The organism is Sorangium sp. So ce185, from assembly GCF_051526825.1.
Taxonomy (GTDB): domain Bacteria; phylum Myxococcota_A; class Polyangia; order Polyangiales; family Polyangiaceae; genus Sorangium; species Sorangium cellulosum_D.
Map to the genome: position 1 here is coordinate 11,380,056 of NZ_CP150316.1, position 17,378 is coordinate 11,397,433.

18 protein-coding genes are annotated in these 17,378 nt (G+C 72.1%); 8 read left to right on the top strand and 10 right to left on the bottom strand.

From position 1 onward, the window contains the following. Nucleotides 1-143: 143 nt before the first annotated feature. A complete protein-coding gene (locus WMF26_RS41915; RefSeq protein WP_437997298.1) occupies nucleotides 144-1,571 on the bottom strand; it encodes an MraY family glycosyltransferase in 1,428 nt (475 codons plus the stop codon). Between the two features lie 1,069 nt (nucleotides 1,572-2,640). Between WMF26_RS41915 and WMF26_RS41920 the strand changes: the two genes are divergently transcribed. The 7 genes from WMF26_RS41920 to WMF26_RS41950 all read left to right on the top strand — a co-directional run bounded on the left by WMF26_RS41920 (nucleotide 2,641) and on the right by WMF26_RS41950 (nucleotide 8,471). After that, on the top strand, nucleotides 2,641-3,252 hold the full coding sequence (locus WMF26_RS41920; protein ID WP_437997299.1) for a MerR family transcriptional regulator: 612 nt from the start codon (nucleotides 2,641-2,643) through the stop codon (nucleotides 3,250-3,252). A gap of 17 nt (nucleotides 3,253-3,269) precedes the next feature. After that, complete coding sequence (locus WMF26_RS41925; RefSeq protein WP_437953977.1) at nucleotides 3,270-4,487, top strand: IscS subfamily cysteine desulfurase; 1,218 nt, start codon at nucleotides 3,270-3,272, stop codon at nucleotides 4,485-4,487. Nucleotides 4,488-4,550: 63 nt separating this feature from the next. Next, nucleotides 4,551-5,000, top strand: a complete 450-nt coding sequence (gene iscU, locus WMF26_RS41930) for a Fe-S cluster assembly scaffold IscU (protein ID WP_437997300.1) — start codon at nucleotides 4,551-4,553, stop codon at nucleotides 4,998-5,000. 48 nt (nucleotides 5,001-5,048) lie between these two features. After that, nucleotides 5,049-5,525 carry a HesB/IscA family protein gene (locus WMF26_RS41935; RefSeq protein ID WP_061623029.1) on the top strand — a complete coding sequence of 159 codons (477 nt, stop codon included), beginning with the start codon at nucleotides 5,049-5,051 and terminating at the stop codon, nucleotides 5,523-5,525. A gap of 56 nt (nucleotides 5,526-5,581) precedes the next feature. Then, entirely contained in the window at nucleotides 5,582-6,118 is a 537-nt protein-coding gene (gene hscB / locus WMF26_RS41940; protein WP_437997301.1) for a Fe-S protein assembly co-chaperone HscB, read from the top strand. Then, nucleotides 6,115-8,115: a Fe-S protein assembly chaperone HscA gene (gene hscA / locus WMF26_RS41945; protein ID WP_437997302.1), complete on the top strand. Its 2,001-nt coding sequence runs from the start codon at nucleotides 6,115-6,117 to the stop codon at nucleotides 8,113-8,115. Before hscB ends, hscA begins: the two co-directional genes overlap by 4 nt. Further along, nucleotides 8,115-8,471, top strand: a complete 357-nt coding sequence (locus WMF26_RS41950; protein WP_437607172.1) for a 2Fe-2S iron-sulfur cluster-binding protein — start codon at nucleotides 8,115-8,117, stop codon at nucleotides 8,469-8,471. The genes hscA and WMF26_RS41950 overlap by 1 nt, the downstream gene beginning before the upstream one ends. A gap of 43 nt (nucleotides 8,472-8,514) precedes the next feature. Here WMF26_RS41950 and WMF26_RS41955 read toward each other — a convergent pair whose 3' ends face one another. Next, on the bottom strand, nucleotides 8,515-8,787 hold the full coding sequence (locus WMF26_RS41955; protein ID WP_437997303.1) for a hypothetical protein: 273 nt from the start codon (nucleotides 8,785-8,787) through the stop codon (nucleotides 8,515-8,517). 309 nt (nucleotides 8,788-9,096) lie between these two features. Here WMF26_RS41955 and WMF26_RS41960 point away from each other — a divergent pair, with 309 nt between their 5' ends. Then, entirely contained in the window at nucleotides 9,097-9,624 is a 528-nt protein-coding gene (locus tag WMF26_RS41960; RefSeq protein ID WP_061623025.1) for a DUF4142 domain-containing protein, read from the top strand. 60 nt (nucleotides 9,625-9,684) lie between these two features. Here the strand turns inward: WMF26_RS41960 and WMF26_RS41965 are convergent, their stop codons facing one another. The 8 genes from WMF26_RS41965 to WMF26_RS42000 all read right to left on the bottom strand — a co-directional run bounded on the left by WMF26_RS41965 (nucleotide 9,685) and on the right by WMF26_RS42000 (nucleotide 17,375). Then, nucleotides 9,685-10,311, bottom strand: a complete 627-nt coding sequence (locus tag WMF26_RS41965; protein ID WP_061623024.1) for a hypothetical protein — start codon at nucleotides 10,309-10,311, stop codon at nucleotides 9,685-9,687. Next, nucleotides 10,308-10,946: a hypothetical protein gene (locus WMF26_RS41970; protein ID WP_129579391.1), complete on the bottom strand. Its 639-nt coding sequence runs from the start codon at nucleotides 10,944-10,946 to the stop codon at nucleotides 10,308-10,310. Before WMF26_RS41970 ends, WMF26_RS41965 begins: the two co-directional genes overlap by 4 nt. Nucleotides 10,947-11,086: 140 nt before the next feature. Beyond that, nucleotides 11,087-11,461 carry a hypothetical protein gene (locus WMF26_RS41975; RefSeq protein ID WP_437997304.1) on the bottom strand — a complete coding sequence of 125 codons (375 nt, stop codon included), beginning with the start codon at nucleotides 11,459-11,461 and terminating at the stop codon, nucleotides 11,087-11,089. A gap of 243 nt (nucleotides 11,462-11,704) precedes the next feature. Then, on the bottom strand, nucleotides 11,705-12,796 hold the full coding sequence (ychF, locus tag WMF26_RS41980; RefSeq protein WP_437722695.1) for a redox-regulated ATPase YchF: 1,092 nt from the start codon (nucleotides 12,794-12,796) through the stop codon (nucleotides 11,705-11,707). A gap of 98 nt (nucleotides 12,797-12,894) precedes the next feature. Next, entirely contained in the window at nucleotides 12,895-13,845 is a 951-nt protein-coding gene (locus WMF26_RS41985; protein WP_437997305.1) for a LysR family transcriptional regulator, read from the bottom strand. Nucleotides 13,846-13,942: 97 nt separating this feature from the next. Then, entirely contained in the window at nucleotides 13,943-15,043 is a 1,101-nt protein-coding gene (locus tag WMF26_RS41990; protein ID WP_437997306.1) for a DegT/DnrJ/EryC1/StrS family aminotransferase, read from the bottom strand. Further along, nucleotides 15,040-15,714, bottom strand: coding sequence for an acyltransferase (locus tag WMF26_RS41995; RefSeq protein WP_437951700.1), 675 nt, complete (start codon nucleotides 15,712-15,714; stop codon nucleotides 15,040-15,042). Before WMF26_RS41995 ends, WMF26_RS41990 begins: the two co-directional genes overlap by 4 nt. Further along, nucleotides 15,711-17,375 (bottom strand): hypothetical protein, encoded by a 1,665-nt coding sequence (locus WMF26_RS42000; protein WP_437997307.1) that lies wholly within the window; start codon nucleotides 17,373-17,375, stop codon nucleotides 15,711-15,713. The genes WMF26_RS41995 and WMF26_RS42000 overlap by 4 nt, the downstream gene beginning before the upstream one ends. Nucleotides 17,376-17,378 lie beyond the last annotated feature (3 nt).

Here is a 17,378-nt window from a genome sequence, read left to right on the forward strand (position 1 = left end):
GGGCTGCGTGGGATTCGAGCACCGGTGATAAAGCGCGTTCGTCGTAGCGTTCGAAGCGACGACGTGATGAGCGCGCTTTACGGTGTCTCGTGGATTGTCCTGCGGGCCGAGCGTAGAGGCCGAAGGCCGCTGGACGAGGCGGCTCAGACCACCGACAGGCGGCCCTGAGCGAGCGGCTCCAGCGTGCGCGAGGACGGCCGGCGCAGCAGCAGCCGCTCCGCCGAGTCGGCCACGAGCTGCAGCAACATGTCCGCCTGCGGGTTGACCGCGCTCTCCTCGCTGTCCCAGCGGAACCGCAGCTCGACGGTCTCGCCCCCGAGGTCGAAGGTGAACACCGCGGCCACCGCCTCGCGCAGCTGCAGCGGCGTCGCGATGTCCCGCGTCCAGGTCCAGGGCTTCACGCGCGCGCTGCCGTTCGCGCCCTTGGAGCTCACCTCCATGGCCAGGAGCCGCGCCTCGGCCGCGAAGCGCTCGAGCACCACGCGCAGCCGCTCGGGCCCGCTCGCGGTCTCGATCTCGAGCAGCGCCCGCGGCACGGCGCGGCGCAGCGCCTCGACGACCGCCTCCCGCGAGCGCTTGGAGGCGGCGGGGCGGGCCCCGAAGAGCGCGAACGAGCCCGCCGCGCGCACCACGATGAAGAGCACCGCGCTGCAGGCCACCAGCGCGAAGCCGATCTCGTGCGAGCGGCCGACGTACGCCACGAGCGCCACCACGGTGAAGAGCAGGCTCAGCCCGTAGAGGATCAGCACCGCGCCGCGGTGCGAGTGGCCTTTATCGAGGAGCTTGTGGTGGATGTGCGACCGGTCAGCCGAGAAGATCGGCCTGCGGGCGATGAAGCGCCGCACCATCGCCGAGATCATGTCGAAGATCGGCAGGCCCAGCGCGAGCAGCGGCACGAGGACCGCGAGCGCGGTGCCACCCTTGGCCGTGCCCACGCCGAAGAGCGGGATCGCCGCGAGCATGAACCCGAGGAACATGCTCCCGGTGTCGCCCATGAAGATCGTCGCGGGGTGGAAGTTGTGGAACAGGAATCCGACGATCGCGCCCGCCAGCGTCGCCGCCAGCAGGCAAATCACCAGGTTGCCCGGGTAGCCGCCCAGGTATGCGGTGATGAAGTTGGCGACGCACGCGAAGAAGCCCACGCCCGCGGCGAGGCCGTCGAGCCCGTCGATCAAGTTGACCGCATTGATGATCGCGACGAACCAGGGGATCGTCACGAGAAAGGACAACGGCCAGAAGGAGACGTGGCCGAAGTACGGCAGCGTCACACACTCGAGGCGGAGCCCGCAGATCCACGCGATCGACGCGGCGAGGATCTGCGCGAGCAGCTTGTGCCGCGCGCGCATCCCCTTGGAGTCGTCCCAGGCGCCTGCCGCCGCGATCGTCAGCCCGCCCGCCAGCAGGCCCGCGACGAGCGAGCGCTGCGAGAACCACTGAAGCGCGATGTCGGTTTGCAGCGCAACGAGGATGAAGAGCGGCAGCAGAAAGCCTGCGACGATGGCGAGCCCGCCAAGGCGCGGGATGCGCCGGGTGTGCACGCGGCGCGCGGTCGGCTCATCGACCGCACCCACAGCGAACGCCACCCTCCGCGCGAGCGGCGTCGCCGCCCAGGAGAGCACCAGCGCAAGGATAACCGCAGTGAGCGTACTTACCATCGCTCTCCTTCCCTTTGGGAGTCCCCCCCCCTTTTGGTGCAGCGCGGAGCGCGATATTCATAGCTCGTCATATAAAACGCCAGAAAAGCCTTGGTCGATGTGCCCCTACTACCTCAACAATGCGCCCGAGACAACCCGGGGGGCAGGTTACGGACACAAGTGTGCGCGTCAGGTAAGAAAAAGCCCTAGTAAGCCAACCTTCCGTCATGGTGAGAGATCACACACTTTACACTTACACTGTAAATATCTATGTTTGAGGCGTTTCGCAGCGGTCGATGATCGGAAAAATGCGGCGTCAGTGTCCGTCGATTCCCTTGTTGTCGCGCGGATCGTCGGCAGCCACGACGCAAGTCAAACTTGCTGATCGCTCGATTCCGACGGTCTGTGCGGCGAGCACAATGCACCTCACCGTTCGTCCAGGTGCGATGATCCGCAACGCGCTGCCCGCGACGTCCGTGCTCGAGGCGCTCCATTCACGGCGACGTTGGCTCCGAGGATGGTATTGCCGAGCTCAGCCGACCTGACCCGGCATAGGCGTCCTCGCCTCACCCCAGGAATGTACCTTTCAGGAGTGTCTCTTCGGTTGCGGAGAGCCTGTCAGAGCGTGACATCGTGGCTCCGGCTGCAACGGCGGCGGCCTCAACCTGGGACGCCGGCGGCGGCCTCAACCTGGGAGGCTGGCGGCGGCCTCAACCTGGGAGGCCGGCGGCGGCCTCAACCTGGGACGCCGGCGGCGGCCTCAACCTGGGAGGCTGGCGGCGGCCTCAACCTGGGAGGCCGGCGGCGACCTGGGACGCCGGCGGGGCGACCTCAACCTGAGAGGCCGGAGCCGCGGCGACCTCAACCTGGGACCGCCGGGCCGGCGGCCTGGGCGCCGCTCCCTGCCGGTACCAGTACAAGCCGGTTGACAGCCTCCGTCCAGCGCCCTAGAAGGTCCGCAACCCTCACGCGTACGTAAGGGTCAGGGTTTCAACCTGGCGCACCCATGACGACCCGGCACCACCTCCCTGTCGCGCACGAGCACAGCATCGACGGGTCCCTCCTGTCCAGAACGGACGGAACACGGGCCGGGGGCTGCGCTGAGGCCGAGGAAGACGAGCGCCTCCTGCAGGTGGGCGACATCGCCAAGGCGACCGGGAAGACGGTGCGGGCCATCCACCACTACGAGGAGGTCGGGCTGCTCAGACCGCACGCCCGCTCCAAGGGGCGCTACCGGCTTTACGACCACGCGGCCCTCACCCGGGTCCGGTGGATCGGCAAGCTCCACGACCTCGGCCTGTCGCTGAGCCAGATCCAGCAGATCGTCTCGACCTGGGAGTCGTCCTCGTCGGCCCCCGGCGCCATGTCGCGCATCCGGGACGTCTACCAGCAGAAGCTCGAAGAGGTGCGGGAGCAGATCGCGCACCTCGAGAACCTCGAACACGAGCTCGTCGCGAGCCTCGCCTACCTCGACACCTGCGAGACGTGCGACCCGGCAGAGCTCGTCGCCGCCTGCACGAACTGTAATCTTCACGACAAGAGCAAGGCTGAGCCCGAGCTCGTCGCCGGGATCCGCGGCGGCAATGGGCAGTGCCGCCAGGGCTCGAATCACCGCTGAGCGAGAACATCATGGCCATCCAACTTCCGATCTACATGGACTACCACGCGACGACCCCGGTCGATCCGCGTGTCCTCGACGCCATGCTGCCGTACTTCAACAGCAAGTTCGGCAACGCCGCGAGCCGGAGCCACGTCTTCGGCTGGACCGCCGAGGAGGCCGTCAGCCACGCTCGCGAGACGCTCGCCAAGTTCGTCGGCGCGTCGAACCCGAAGGAGATCATCTTCACCTCCGGCGCGACCGAGAGCGACAACATCGCCATCAAGGGGGTCGCCGAGTTCTACAAGGACAAGGGCAACCACATCATCACGAGCGTCATCGAGCACAAGGCCGTGCTCGACACCTGCAAACGGCTCGAGAAGCAGGGCTACGAGGTCACCTACCTCAAGGTCGACAAGTACGGGATGGTCGACCCGGACGACGTCGCCAAGGCGATCACCGACAAGACGATCCTCGTCTCGATCATGCTCGCCAACAACGAGGTCGGCACGGTCCAGCCCATCGCCGAGATCGGCAAGATCACGAAAGCGAAGGGCATCCTCTTCCACAGCGACGCGGTGCAGGGCGTCGGGAAAATCCCCTTCAACGTCGAGCAGATGGGGGTCGACCTCGCGTCGGTGACGGCCCACAAGATCTACGGGCCGAAGGGCATCGGCTGCCTCTACGTGCGCAGGTCGAAGCCGCGCGTCCGCATCACCGCGCAGATGGACGGCGGCGGCCACGAGTTCGGCATGCGGTCCGGCACGCTCAACGTGCCCGGCATCGTCGGGTTCGCCAAGGCCGCCGAGATCCTCCTGGAGGAGGGCGAGGCGGAGTCGGCGCGCATCCTGTCGCTGCGCGAGCGGCTCAGGACCCGGCTCTGGAAGGAGCTCGACGCCATCCAGCTGAACGGCTCGCCCGACCGGCGCCTGCCGGGCAACCTCAACGTGTCGTTCAGCTTCGTCGAGGGCGAGGCCATGATGATGGCGATCAAGGACGTGGCCGTCTCCAGCGGCTCGGCGTGCACGAGCGCCAGCCTCGAGCCCTCCTACGTCCTGCACGCCATGGGCATCGGCGACGACCTGGCCCACTCGTCCATCCGCTTCGGGCTCGGGCGCTTCACCACCGAGGAAGAGGTCGATCACGTCGCCGACCTCGTGATCCGCAAGGTGAACAAGCTGCGCGACATGTCGCCGCTCTACGAGATGCACAAAGAGGGGATCGACCTCAACAGCGTGCAGTGGGCGGCCCACTGAGGGGCCGCGCAGGCCCGTCAGAGCAAGGTTTCGAGAGGAAAGGAAACGGTCGAGGAGAGAGCCATGGCATACAGCAATAAGGTCATCGAGCACTACGAGAACCCCCAGAACGTCGGCACGCTCGACAAGAATGACGAGCGCGTCGGCACCGGGCTCGTCGGCGCTCCGGCCTGCGGCGACGTCATGCGCTTGCAGATCAAGGTCGGCGAGGGCGGCGTCATCGAGGACGCGAAGTTCAAGACGTTCGGCTGCGGGTCGGCCATCGCGTCGTCGTCGCTCGCCACCGAGTGGCTGAAGGGCAAGACGATCGACGAGGCGGAGACGATCAAGAACAGCATGATCGCCGAGGAGCTCCATCTGCCGCCGGTGAAGATCCACTGCTCGGTCCTCGCCGAGGACGCGATCAAGAGCGCGATCGCCGACTTCCGGGCCAAGCAGCAGGCGAAGAAGGAGCTCGGCGGCGCCGCGCCCGCGGGCGGCGCCGAGGGCACCGCGACGGCGAGCGCGGAGTAACACACCGGCTTCCGGGGCGGCCCGGAGCACCGGAGAGGGAGCAGCGCCATGCAGACCAGCGAGGAGACGACCACGACCAGAGCCGCGGACGGCGGGGCCCAGCCCGCGCCCGCCGCGGCGGACGCCGCGCCCGCGCAGAGCAGCGGGGCCGCGGGAGAGGCGGAGGCCAAGTCGAAGCGGACGATCTCGGTGAGCGACGCGGCGGTCCAGGCCATCCGCGCCCAGCTCGCCAAGCGCGGCACGCCCGAGGGCGCCATCCGGGTCGGGATCCGCGGCGGCGGCTGCTCCGGGTTCTCCTACGTCATCGAGTTCGAGGACAAACCGCCCCGATCCGGCGATTTCGTCCTGGAGTTCGCGGAGCCGGGCAAGGCCACGGTGCGCGTCTTCTGCGACAAGAAGAGCATCCTCTACCTGGGCGGCTCGGTGCTCGACTGGGAGAAGACGCTCATGTACCAGGGCTTCAAGTTCAAGAACCCGCACGAGGCGACGCGCTGCGGCTGCGGGCACTCGTTCACGGTGGCCTGAGCCGCCGCTGGGAGCGCCCGCCCTCGCCGCCGAGGCGCTCCTCCCCAGAGCACGTGATGACCGATCCCTTCGATATCCTGGGCGTCGAGCCTCGGTTCGACCTCGACCTGCGCGCGCTCGAGCAGCGCCACCGCGATCTCTCGCGCGCGCTCCACCCCGATCGGTACGCGGGCGCCCCCGCGGCCGAGCGGAGGCTCGCGCTGGGGCGCGCGATCGAGGCGAACGACGCCCTGCGCGTCCTCAGGGATCCGATCCGCCGGGCCGAGGCGCTGCTCCAGCGCGCCGGGATCGCGCGGGGCGAGGAGGGCGAGCAGAAGGCCTCCCCCGCCCTGCTGATGGAGATGATGGAGTCGCGCGAGGAGCTCTCCGAGGCGTCGAAGCGGCGCGATCGCGCGCGGATCGCGCGCCTCGGCGACGGGATGCGGGCGCGCGAGCAGACGACCCTCGCCGCCATCCAGGCGTCCTTCGCCGCCGCAGGGGACGACCCGGAACGGATGAAGGGCGTGCTCGCCATGCTGAGCGAGCTCCGCTACATCCGGCGCTTCCTCGACGAAGTGAGCGCAATCGAAGAAGAACTCGCGGATCAGACATGACCCTCCTCGAAATTTTCGACCCCAAGGCAAGGCCCAGCCCGATCGGCATCGATCTCGGGACGACGAACTCGCTCGTGGCCCGCGTGCGCGACGGCCGGCCCGTGGTCATCGACGACTGCAACGGCGAGCGGCTCGTGCCGTCGGTGGTGCACTACGACGAGCGCGGCCACGCGATCGTGGGCCACAGCGCGCGGCGGATGGCGCAGAGCCAGCCGCGCGAGACGATCGTCAGCGTGAAGCGCTTCATGGGCCGCGGCGCGAACGACCCGGAGACGCGGCGGCTCGGGCCGTACGAGTTCGTGGAGCCGAAGGGCCCCGAGGACGCGAAGAGCGTGCGCTTCAAGGTGCGCGACCAGGTCGTGACGCCCGTCGAGGTGTCGGCGGAGATCCTGAGGGAGCTCCGCACCTCGGCCGAGCGCGAGCTGCGGTCCGTGGGCGGCGCGGTGATCACGGTGCCGGCCTACTTCGACGACGCCCAGCGGCAGGCGACCAAGGACGCCGGCCGGCTGGCCGGGCTGGAGGTGCTGCGCCTGCTCAACGAGCCGACGGCCGCGGCGCTCGCGTACGGGCTCGACAAGCAGCAGAACGGCCTGTTCGCCGTCTACGACCTCGGCGGCGGGACGTTCGACATCACCGTCCTCCTGCTCGACGACGGCGTCTTCCAGGTGAAGTCGACCGGCGGCGACAGCGCGCTCGGCGGCGACGACATGGACCGGGCGCTGGCCGAGCGGCTGCTCCAGGAGATGGGCGCGGCGCGGCGCACGCCCGAGGTGGTGCGGCTCGCGCTCGACACCGCCCGCAGCATCAAGCACGCGCTGACCGACGCGGAGCGGGTCGAGGTCGAGCTGCCCGTGCAGGCGGGCGCCGGCCAGCCGGCGTCGAAGCTCGTGACCGTGACCCGCGACGAGCTGAACGCGCTCATCGCGCCGATCGTGGAGCGCACGGGCGCGGCCTGCCGCCGCGCGCTCCGCGACGCGGGCGTCCAGGCCTCGGACGTCGACGGCGTGATCCTCGTGGGCGGCGCGACGCGCGTGCCGTACGTGCGCGGCTACGTGGCGAAGCTCTTCGGCAAGGAGCCGCTCAAGGACATCGATCCGGAGGAGGTCGTCGCGCTCGGCGCGGCGATCCAGGCCGACATCCTGGCCGGCTCGATGGAGCGCGCGGACGAGGTGCTCCTGCTCGACGTGCTGCCGCTGTCGCTCGGCATCGAGACGATGGGCGGCGTCGCCGAGAAGATCCTGCCGAGGAACACGACGATCCCGGCCGGGGCGCGGCAGGTCTTCACGACCTACGCCGACAACCAGACCGGGTTCGACCTGCACATCGTGCAGGGCGAGCGGGAGCTCGCCGCCGACTGCCGGTCGCTCGCGCGCTTCGTGCTGAAGGGGATCCCGCCGATGCCCGCGGGCATGGCGCGGCTCGAGGTGACGTTCCGCGTGGACGCCGACGGTCTGCTCGGCGTGACCGCGCGCGAGCTGACGACCGGGGTCGAGCAGAAGGTCGAGGTGAAGCCGAGCTACGGGCTGACCGACGAGGAGGTGGAGAACATGCTCCTCGCGGCGCTCGACCACGGCGAGGAGGACCTGCTCAAGCGGCGGCTCGTCGAGGCGCGGGTCGAGGGCGAGCGCGTGGCGATGGCGACGCGCAAGGCGCTCTCCGCGGACGCCGGCCTGCTCGGGCCAGGCGAGCGCGAGGCGATCGAGGCGGCGCTGAGCGCCCTCGACGCGGCGATCCGCGGCGACAAGCCGGGGCTGATCCAGGCGCGCACCGACGCGCTCGACGACGCGACGCGCGGGTGGGCGGGGCGGCGGATGGACCGCGCCGTGGCCAAGGCGATCGCGGGCAAGCAGGTCGAGGACGTCGAGGCGAACGTCGCCGCGGCGAAGGGCGTGGACGCGCACCTGGCCGAGCATCGCGGGGACGACGCGGGCCGCACGGCGGCCGAGGCGGGCGGCGCCAGCGCGGCGCAGGCCGCCGTCGAAGCGAGGAGGAGCTGATGGCCAAGGTCCGCTTTCTGGCGCACGGTCGCGCGTGGGAGGTCGAGGTCCCGGTGGGGTCGACCGTCCTCCAGGCATCGAAGTCCGTGGGCGCCCCCGAGGGCGACGCGTGCGGCGGCGTCTGCGCGTGCTCCACCTGCCACGTGTACGTCACGAAGGGGCGCGAGCTCCTCAGCGAGGCCGAGGAGGACGAGGAGGACATCCTCGACAAGGCGTTCGACGTGCGGTCGAGCAGCCGCCTCGGCTGTCAGGCGAAGATCCTGAGGGACGGCGATATCGAGGCGGAGATCTCCCGGGAGAGCCTCGACGCGTTCTACAACGAGCACCCGAACGTGAAGGATCCGCGCAAGGGCTGAGCCCTCCGCGCGCCCGCCGAGCGCGGGCCGGCCGGGGCCGGGGTCACGACGGCGGTCTCGCCTTCGCCGGCGGCTTCGGCTCGCGCGGCGCGGGCGGCGGGTTGCGGAGCTTGTCCAGCTCGGTGCGCGCCTCCGCGGTGATGCGGCGAGCGATGTGGGCGAAGGCCGAGGCGGCCTCCTTGGCGGGCGGCGTCGAGACGATGGCCACGAGGTGCTGCGCGGCCGTCTTCCTGCCGATGGGGACGAGGAAGAAGGTCAGGGCGGCGAGCAGGAAGACGATGCCGTTCGTGAGGCGCTTGAAGAAATCGCCGACCACAGGCGCCGAGGGTAGATGAGCGAGCAGCCTGGGCCCAGTTCTTGGGGGTCGTTTGCCCTTCGACGAGGCGCCGAGGGCCGCGCGCCGACGCCGAGCGCGCGGGCCGTTGCACGGCCGCGGCGGGCCGCCCCGTGACCGCTGCCCCTTGCCAGAGCGCCGGGGTCTCACGACAGATCACGGGTGGCTCGACCGGGGGACCGAGCCGTGGAGTCCGGCCGCGCCGGTTCCATGCAGCGCTCGGCGCGTCCCCCCGGCGAGAGCCGGAACAAGGAGGGGACGAAAATGCTCAGGCCTGTTTTATTCACCATCTTGATCGGGACAGCGATCCTGCCGGCCTCGGTGGCCGCGCAGGGGCAGGGCTCGCCAGGGCATCAAGGCCAGGCTGGCGAGGTCAAGCTCAGCAAGGCTGACCGGGAGTTCGTCGAGAAGGCTGGCCAGGGAGGGCTCCTCGAGGTGCGGCTCGGGCAGGTCGCGCAGCAGCGCGCCGCGAGCCCGGAGGTGAAGCGCTTCGCGCAGCGGATGATCGACGACCACTCCGCGGCGAACAAGCGGCTCGCCCAGGTCGCGCAGCAGAAGGGCATGCTCGTGCCGCAGGAGCTCGACAAGGATCACCGCGAGAAGGTCGACAAGCTGTCGCAGAAGACAGGGACCGAGTTCGACCAGGCCTACATGAGCGAGATGGTCGACGACCACGAGCACGACGTCGCGAAGTTCGAGAAGGCCTCGAAGGAGGCGAAGGACGCCGATGTGAAGGGCTTCGCCACGGCGACGCTCCCGCAGCTCCGCGAGCACCTCGCGATGGCGAAGCAGATCCACGGCAAGGTGAAGGGGAAGTAGAGGCGCGGGCGCGCCGGCCGCGCGCGGCGCGGCGCGGACAATGCTCGGCCGAGGGCCGGCTCAGGCGACGACGCGCGCCGCGCGCTCGGGCGCCGCCGCGGGCGGCGGGGTCGTCCTCGACCTCGCCGCGCCGCGGACCGGCGCGAGCTTGCCCCGGAGCTTCTGGTACGCGGCCGCGTCGATCGGCTCGCCCCGCACCCAGGCGCGGAGGAACGGCAAGACGCCCGTCTCCCACGCGGCGCTGAGGCGCAGCGCGAGGAACTCGCCGTAGAGCGCCGTGAAGAGCGTCTCGAGCTCCTCGATGAGGTACATGCGCTCGTAGAACTGCTCGTCCACGGCGTCCTTGACGACGCTCGGGATCTTGACGCCCGCGAGCGCGAACGCGTCGGCGTTGAAGAGGAACGCGTACTCGAGCTCTCCGCGGGTGACGCGGACGCGCGCCTGCGACGGGAGCTTGCCCTGGCGCAGCGCCTCGTGGGCCTCGGGGGCGCTGCTCGGCGCCGCGCCCTTGAGCCGGCTCTGCTCCTTCTCCTGGACCAGCGTGATCTGCCCCTCGAGCCAGAGCTCGCAGACGCCGAGGGCGTCGAGGGAGAAGCGGCCCTCGAAGAGCTCGCTCTCGAACCAGAGCCAGACAAGGAATTCTCGGCCGACGAACCGGCGCTGCTCGATCAGCTCGGCGAGGCTCACAGGGCACCTCCAAGGGTCGACTCGGCGTGGAAGACGGTGGGCTTAAGCACCTCGAAGGCGGCCAGCTGCTCGGTCGTCAGGCCGAGCTCGCGGGCGGCCGTGTAGGGGCTCTCGGGCACGAGATCGAGCTCGAAGGTGTCCTCGAAGAGCTCCGCGAGCCCCTCGTGCGCGCGCGGCGACTGGTTCCAGAACCGCACGACGCCGGCCTCCAGGTTCCAGGAGAGGTCGACGACCTTCATCACCGGCATGAGCTGCGCGCGGAGCTTCCTCGACACGACCGCGCGGAGCTCCTCCTTCTCGCGCCGCCCGAGCTTCTCGCGGCCGCGCTTGGCGAGGTGCTCCCGCTCCGCCTCGGCGAAATGCGCCTTGAAGAGCGCCGCGGGCACCTGCCAGCGATCGGTCCTGAGGCCGAGGTTGAGGTACGAGTTGAAGAAGATCTTGCCGTGATCGAGCTCGCAATCGAGCGGGTTCTCGATGGAGCACCACCCGGCGCGCTGCTCCGCGTCCTCGTCGACCGTCAGCGGCCGGAACGCGCGGAGCCGGATTCGCTCGACGAACTTGTCGCGGAACCCCTCGGGGAGGTCGCCGCGGACATAGAACTTCGAGAATGAGATGGATCCTTTGAGTGCGCCCAAATGATCGTCCTTTCGTCCCGTGAAGGCGACGGAGGTAGCCGAGCGGATCTGGGGGGTCAAAAAACCGGACGCCGCGGCGCCGCCGTGGCGGCGACGCGCGGCGAGGGCGCCGGCCGCCGGGGGGGCGCGGCGCGCTCGGGTCAGAGCGGCTGGGCGAGAGGCGGGCGCCGCCAGCGGCCCGCGAACGGGCCGGTGAGGTAGAAGCGGTAGCGAAGGAAGTACGGCCGCTCGTCGGGACCGCAGAACGCGACGGTGGACCGCACGAAGCGCCCGAAGGCGTCGTCGCCGGGAGCCGCCGCGGGCCTGTGGCCGAGGGCCGGCGCGGGCGTCGCGGGGAAGCGGGGCGGCTCGCCCGCGAGGAACCCGTGCGGCAGCGCGCACGGCGCGGGCGGAGGAGGCGCCGGCGACGCGTCGCCGCCCGGGTCCGGAGCGGCCGCCTCCTCGGGGGGGACGTCGGTCGCGGCAGCGACGCAAGCCGCCGCGGCGCCCGCCGGCGAGATGAGGAGAACCAGCACACACAATGCGCCGCCGCTCGCCCTGGGCACCGCCGCCTCCGTTCACGAGGCGCAAGGCCGGCCGGAACGCCGGCGGTCGCGGCCGGTACACCGCGCCTGCGCACACGGCCGAGGAGCAACGGCAATGCCGCGCCGCCCGCGAAGCAGGGGCACGCGCACAGCAGGAGCGTGCGCAGCGCAGGGGCGCTGCACGCGCGCTCGAGAGGACCCGCGGCGAGCGGGCGCGCTCGAGGAACGGAGAGATCAGACGTTGAAGAGGAAGTGCGTGACGTCGCCGTCCTGGAAGACGTACGTCTTGCCCTCCACACGCAGCTTGCCGGCGCTGCGGATGGCGGCCTCGGTCCGGTGCTCGACGAGGTCGTCCACGCTGTAGACCTCCGCCCGGATGAAGCCCTTCTCGAAATCGCTGTGGATGACCCCCGCGGCCTGCGGCGCCGTGCACCCGACCGGGATCGTCCAGGCGCGGATCTCCTTGGGACCGGCCGTGTAGTAGCTCTGGAGGCCGAGGAGCCGGTAGGCCTCGCGCGCGAGCGTCGCGAGCGCCGGCTCCTTCATGCCCAGGCTCTCGAGCATCTCCGCGCGCTCCTCGGGCGCGAGCTCGTTCAGCTCGGCCTCGAGCTTGCTGCACACCGGCACGACGCCGCTGCCCTCGGAGGCGGCGCGCTCGCGCACCTTCGCCGCGAGCGGGCCCGTGCCGGAGACGTCGGACTCGTCGACGTTCGCCACGTAAAGGACCTTCTTCGAGGTGATCAGCCCGAACGTCTTCACGACCTTCCGCTGCTCGTCGTCGAAGGAGAGCCCGCGGACCGGCTTGCCCGCCTGGAGCGCCTCGAGACACCGCTCCATGAGGGCGATCTTCGGCAAGAGCTCCTTGTCGCCCTTCGCCTGCTTCTTCGTGCGCTCCAGCATGCCCTCGAGCGAGCCGAGGTCGGCCAGCATGAGCTCCGTCTCGATCGTGTCGATGTCGCGGAGCGGATCGACGCCGCCGTCGACGTGCACGACGTCGGCGACCGTGAAGCAGCGGACGACGTGGAGGATCGCGTCTACCTCTCGGATATGGCTCAGGAATTTGTTCCCGAGCCCCTCGCCCGTGCTCGCGCCGCGCACGAGCCCGGCGATGTCGACCACCCGCACCATGGCGGGGACGATCTTCTCGGTCTTGATGTACTTCGCGAGCGTCGCGAGCCGATCGTCAGGGACAGGGACGGCGCCGACGTTGGGCTCGATCGTGCAGAACGGGTAGTTCTGCGCCTCGGCCTTCGCGGCCGTCAGGGCGTTGAACAGGGTGCTCTTGCCCACGTTGGGCAGTCCGACGATGCCGACCTCGACGCTCATGGCGCGCACGTCTAGCACAGGGAGGGTCGCGCGGCCCGGCGCCGCGGCAGATCCGCCCTAAGGGGCTTCCGGACCCGAGATGGTTTCGCCGCCGTCCGTCAGCGCCGCGCGCGGTCCGGCGCGCGCAGGGCGCCGGCGAGGTGGTCGACGAACGCGCGCACCCGCGCGGGCAGAAACCGCGACGGGAGGTACACCGCGACGACCCGGCGGCGCACCGGCAGCCACCCGGCGAGCACCTCGCGCAGGCGGCCGGCGGCGACGTCGTCCGCGACGAGGTACGCGGGGAGCTCGGCCAGGCCGAGGCCGGCGCGCGTCGCCTCGAGCACCGCGAGGACGCTGTCGCTCGAGAAGACCGCGGGCACCCGCGCCGGCGCCTCGGCGCCGCCGGGCTCGACGAGGCGAAAGACGACGTGCGACGCGCCGCCCGGGCCGTAGCGGAGCCCGGCGTGCGCGCCGAGCTCGGCCGCGTCGCGCGGGGCGCGGCGCCCGCGGAGGTAGCCCGGGCTCGCGTAGAGGCCGCGCCGGTCGTCCTCGAGCGGGCGCGCGACGAGCTCGGCGGGCGGGGCGGTGACCATGCGGACCGCGACGTCGATCCGCTCCTCGACAAGGTCGGCGAGCCGGTCGCCGCAGCGGAGATCGACGGTCACGCCCGGGTGCTCGGCCTGGAAGCGCGCGCAGATCGGGGCGACGCGGCACGCGCCGTAGACCGCCGGCGCCGCGACGCGCAGCGGACCGCGCACCGCCTGGTCGCGCGCTGCGATGTCGCGCTCGAGCGACTCGACGTCGGCGAGGAGCTGCCGGCCGCGCGCGACGTACGCCTCGCCGAGATCGGTGAGCGAGACCCGGCGCGTCGTGCGCTGCACGAGCCGCACGCCGAGCCGCGCCTCGGCGCGGGAGACGGCCTTGCTCACGGCCGACGGGGTGAGCCCCAGCCGCTCCGCCGCCGCGGAGAACGAGCGCAGATCCGCGATCGCGACCAGGAGCCTCAGCGCGTGCGCGGCCTCGCTCGGGTCGATCGATGAACCGAGCTCACGACTCTTCGCCTCCACGCGCCGATTGTACGCCGCATCCGCCGAAGACCGCCGCCCGGCGCTCGCTCGAGGTGCCTCGCGCGCTCCTCCTGCCCGCGCGCGAGAGGGCCGGCCGTCAGCCGAAGAACGCGCGGATCGCGGCCGCCACGCGGGCGACCTCGTCCCCCGTGAGCTCGGGGAAGATGGGGAGCGCGAGCGTCTCGCGCGCGGCGGACTCGGCGACCGGGAGGGCGCCGGCGGGCGGGCCGAGCGGCGCGAAGCAGGGCTGAAGGTGGAGCGGCGCCGGATAGTAGATCTCGGTGCCGACGCCCCGCGCGGCGAGGAAGCCCCGCAAGCGGTCGCGCAGGGACGCGTCGTGCAGGCGAATCACGTACTGGTTGAACGTATGCCCGGCGTCGCCGGCGTCCGGCAGCGAGATCGGCAGGCCCGCGCCGCCGAGGAGCGACGCGTACTGCGCGGCGTGATCGCGCCGCCGCTCGAGGAGCGCGCCGAGCCGCGGCAGCTTGCGCCGGAGGAGCGCCGCCTGGAGCGCGTCGAGCCGGAAGTTGCCGCCGACCAGCGTGTGGCGATGCTTCTCGCGAGCGCCCTGCGCCCGCAGCGCGCGGACGCGATCGGCGAGGTCGCCGTCGTCCGTGGTCACGAGCCCGCCGTCGCCGAAGCCGCCGAGGTTCTTGGTCGGGAAGAACGAGAAGCACCCGAGGAGCCCGAGCGCGCCCGCGCGCTCGGCGCCGAACGCCTGGGCCGCGTCCTCGAGGACCGGCACGCCCCGCGCGACGGCGAGGAGCTCGTCCATGGGCGCGCAGGCGCCGAAGAGGTGGACGGCGACGACCGCCCGGGTGCGCGCGGTCAGCGCGCGCGCCAGGGAGGCGGGATCCAGGTTGAAGGAGCCGGGGAGCACGTCCGCGAAGACCGGCCGCGCGCCGGTGCGATGGACGGCGCCCGCGGTCGCGAAGAAGGTGTACGCGGGGCACACCACCTCGTCGCCCGCGCCGACGCCGAGCGCCATCAGCGCGGCGAGCAGCGCGTCGGTGCCGGACGAGACGCCGATCGCGTGCCGGACGCCGAGGTACGCGGCGCACTCCGACTCGAAGGCCTCGACCTCCGGACCGAGGATGTAGCGGCCGCTCTGGATCACCGACTGGAACACGGCGGTGAGCTCGCCCTGCATGGCGAGATCGCCGCGGGCGCGGTCGAAGAAGGGGACCGGCGGCGTCATCCCTCGTCGTCCTCCGCCGGGGGGAGATCGCGGTAATGGCGCGCGGCCGCGGCGCGGGGCGCCGGCAGCGGCGCGTCCTCGTCGAGGTCGAGGCAACGGACGATCTCGCCGCGGCGCTCGTAACGATAGCCGCTCTCGGGGCAGCGCATCAGGCCGTCGCCCGAGGCGACGAGCTTGTGACCGTGGCGGCTCATCCAGCCGGTGCGCCGGGCCGGCACGCCGGTGACGAGCGCGTAGTCGGGGACGTCGCGGGTGACCACGGCGCCGGCGCCGATGAACGCGTGGCGCCCGATGGTGACGCCGCAGACGATGGTGGCGTTGGCGCCCACGGTGGCGCCGCGGCGAAGGCGCGTCCTGTCGAGGAAGGCGCGGCGGTCGATCTGCGCGCGCGGGTTGACGACGTTGGTGAGGACGGCGGAGGGGCCGAGGAACACGTCGTCCTCGACCAGGGCGCCGTCATAGACAGACACGTTGTTCTGGATCCGGACGCCATCGCCGATGACGGCGGTGCCCGCGACGAAGACGTTCTGCCCGAGGACGCAGCCGCGGCCGATGCGCGCGCCCGCCGAGACGTGGCAGAAGTGCCATATCCTCGTGCCCTCGCCGATGTCGCACGGCTCGTCGATGCACGCCGACGCGTGCGCGAAGAACGGCCTCGCGGGCTGGCTCACGGCGCCGCCTCCGGCGCCGGGTCGGCGGGAGGCGCGGGGCGCCGGGCGCGGTCCTCCGGCGCCGCCCCCGGCGCGCCGGCCGCCGAGGGCGCGGCCCAGAGCCCGAAGGCGCCGCGCGTCGCGAGCGGCGGGCCGACGAGGTCGAGCACCGGCGGACGGACGCGCCCGATGAGGTAGACGGCGCCCAGCGCGGCGGCGCGGCGCGCGAGCGACGCGGGGTCGTCGAAGCTCGATCGGACCGGAGGATCGCGCGGGTCGATCGAGCGATCCGGGTGCGCGCCCCAGGGACGGCCCAGGGCGGCGAGCGTCGCGAGGTGGCCATAGTCGACGACCTCGATCAGGAGGGGCGCCGAGGGAGGCGTGAGCTCCGCGGCGGCGCGGCCGATGGCGACCTCGTCGGTCCGCGGGTTGAAGTGCTCGCGGCGGAGGTGCGGGCGGAAGAAGAGGCCGACGCAGAGCACGGCCATGAGCGCGCCGCCGAGCGCCCGCCGCGCCCCGGACGAGGCGCCGCGGAAGGCGCGCGCCAGGAGATCGCCGACGGCGAGCGCGAGCAGGAGCAAGGCGAGGAGGGTGGCGCGCTCGGGGTGATGCGTGGGCGCGCCGTCGCGCACGAGCGCGAGCGAGAGCGCGGCGATCTGGACGGCGGCGACCGCGCCGGGGAGCGCGTACGGCCGGGCGGCGCGGAGGAGCGGCGGGAGCGGGCGGGCCGCCCCCGGCGGGGCGCCGCGGCGGGCGCGCCAGGCGACGAGGGCGAGGGCGATGGGGCTCAGGAAGAGCTCGGGCTCCTCGCGGACCATCGCGGCGGGATACGCGAAGAGCCGCAGCAGGGAGCCGTCGCTGCCCGGGCCGAGCGCGCTGCGGTACGAGGCGACGCGGGCCAGGAAGTGCAGCGCCTCCCCGTGGGCGACGCGGTTCCAGGCGATCCACGCGGCGGGCCCGGCGAGCGCCGCGAGCGCCGCGAGCGCGAGCGTCGCCTGCGCGGCGCGGCCCTGGCCGAGGCGGGCGGCCGAGAGCAGCGCCATCGCCGCGAAGACGGCGGCGACGGGCCAGGGCTCGTACCGGGAGAGCGTCGCCAGCGCGAGCGCGAGCGCGCCGAGGAGGGCGCGGCCGGCCGGGGGCGCAGGCCCGGCCGGCGGCGTGACGAGCGACGCCACCGCGAACAGCGTGAGCGCCGCGGTCGGCAGCTCGGGGACCGTCGCCACGCCGAGGCAGGCGCTCCACGGAAAGGCGCCGGCGACCAGCGTGCCGGCGAGCGCGGCGCGGCGGTCGCCCGTGATCCAGCGGGCGGAGATGTAGATGAGCGCGGACGACGCGACGCCGAGCGCGAAGGCGATGGCGCGGGCGACCTCGAGGGTCGGCGCGAAGACGCGGAAGAGCGCGCCGTTGAGCCAGAAGGGGACGGGGAGCCAGCTGGTCCCGGTCGGGTCGAGCCGGGGCGCGTGGGCCCACGCCTGCGCGAGGACCACGCGCGCGAAGTCGTCGTCGCTGACCGCGCGGAAGCCGAGCGCGAGGACCAGCGCGGAGACTGCAGCCTTGGCGAGGGCGACGAGGGCAAGGTCGCGCGCGAGAGGGACGGCGGAGGTCACGGCCCCAGCCGCGAACGACCCCGCGTCGAGCGCGCTGCCCGCCTCCCTCCCCGGCGCGGGAGCGGGCCGCAGCACGCG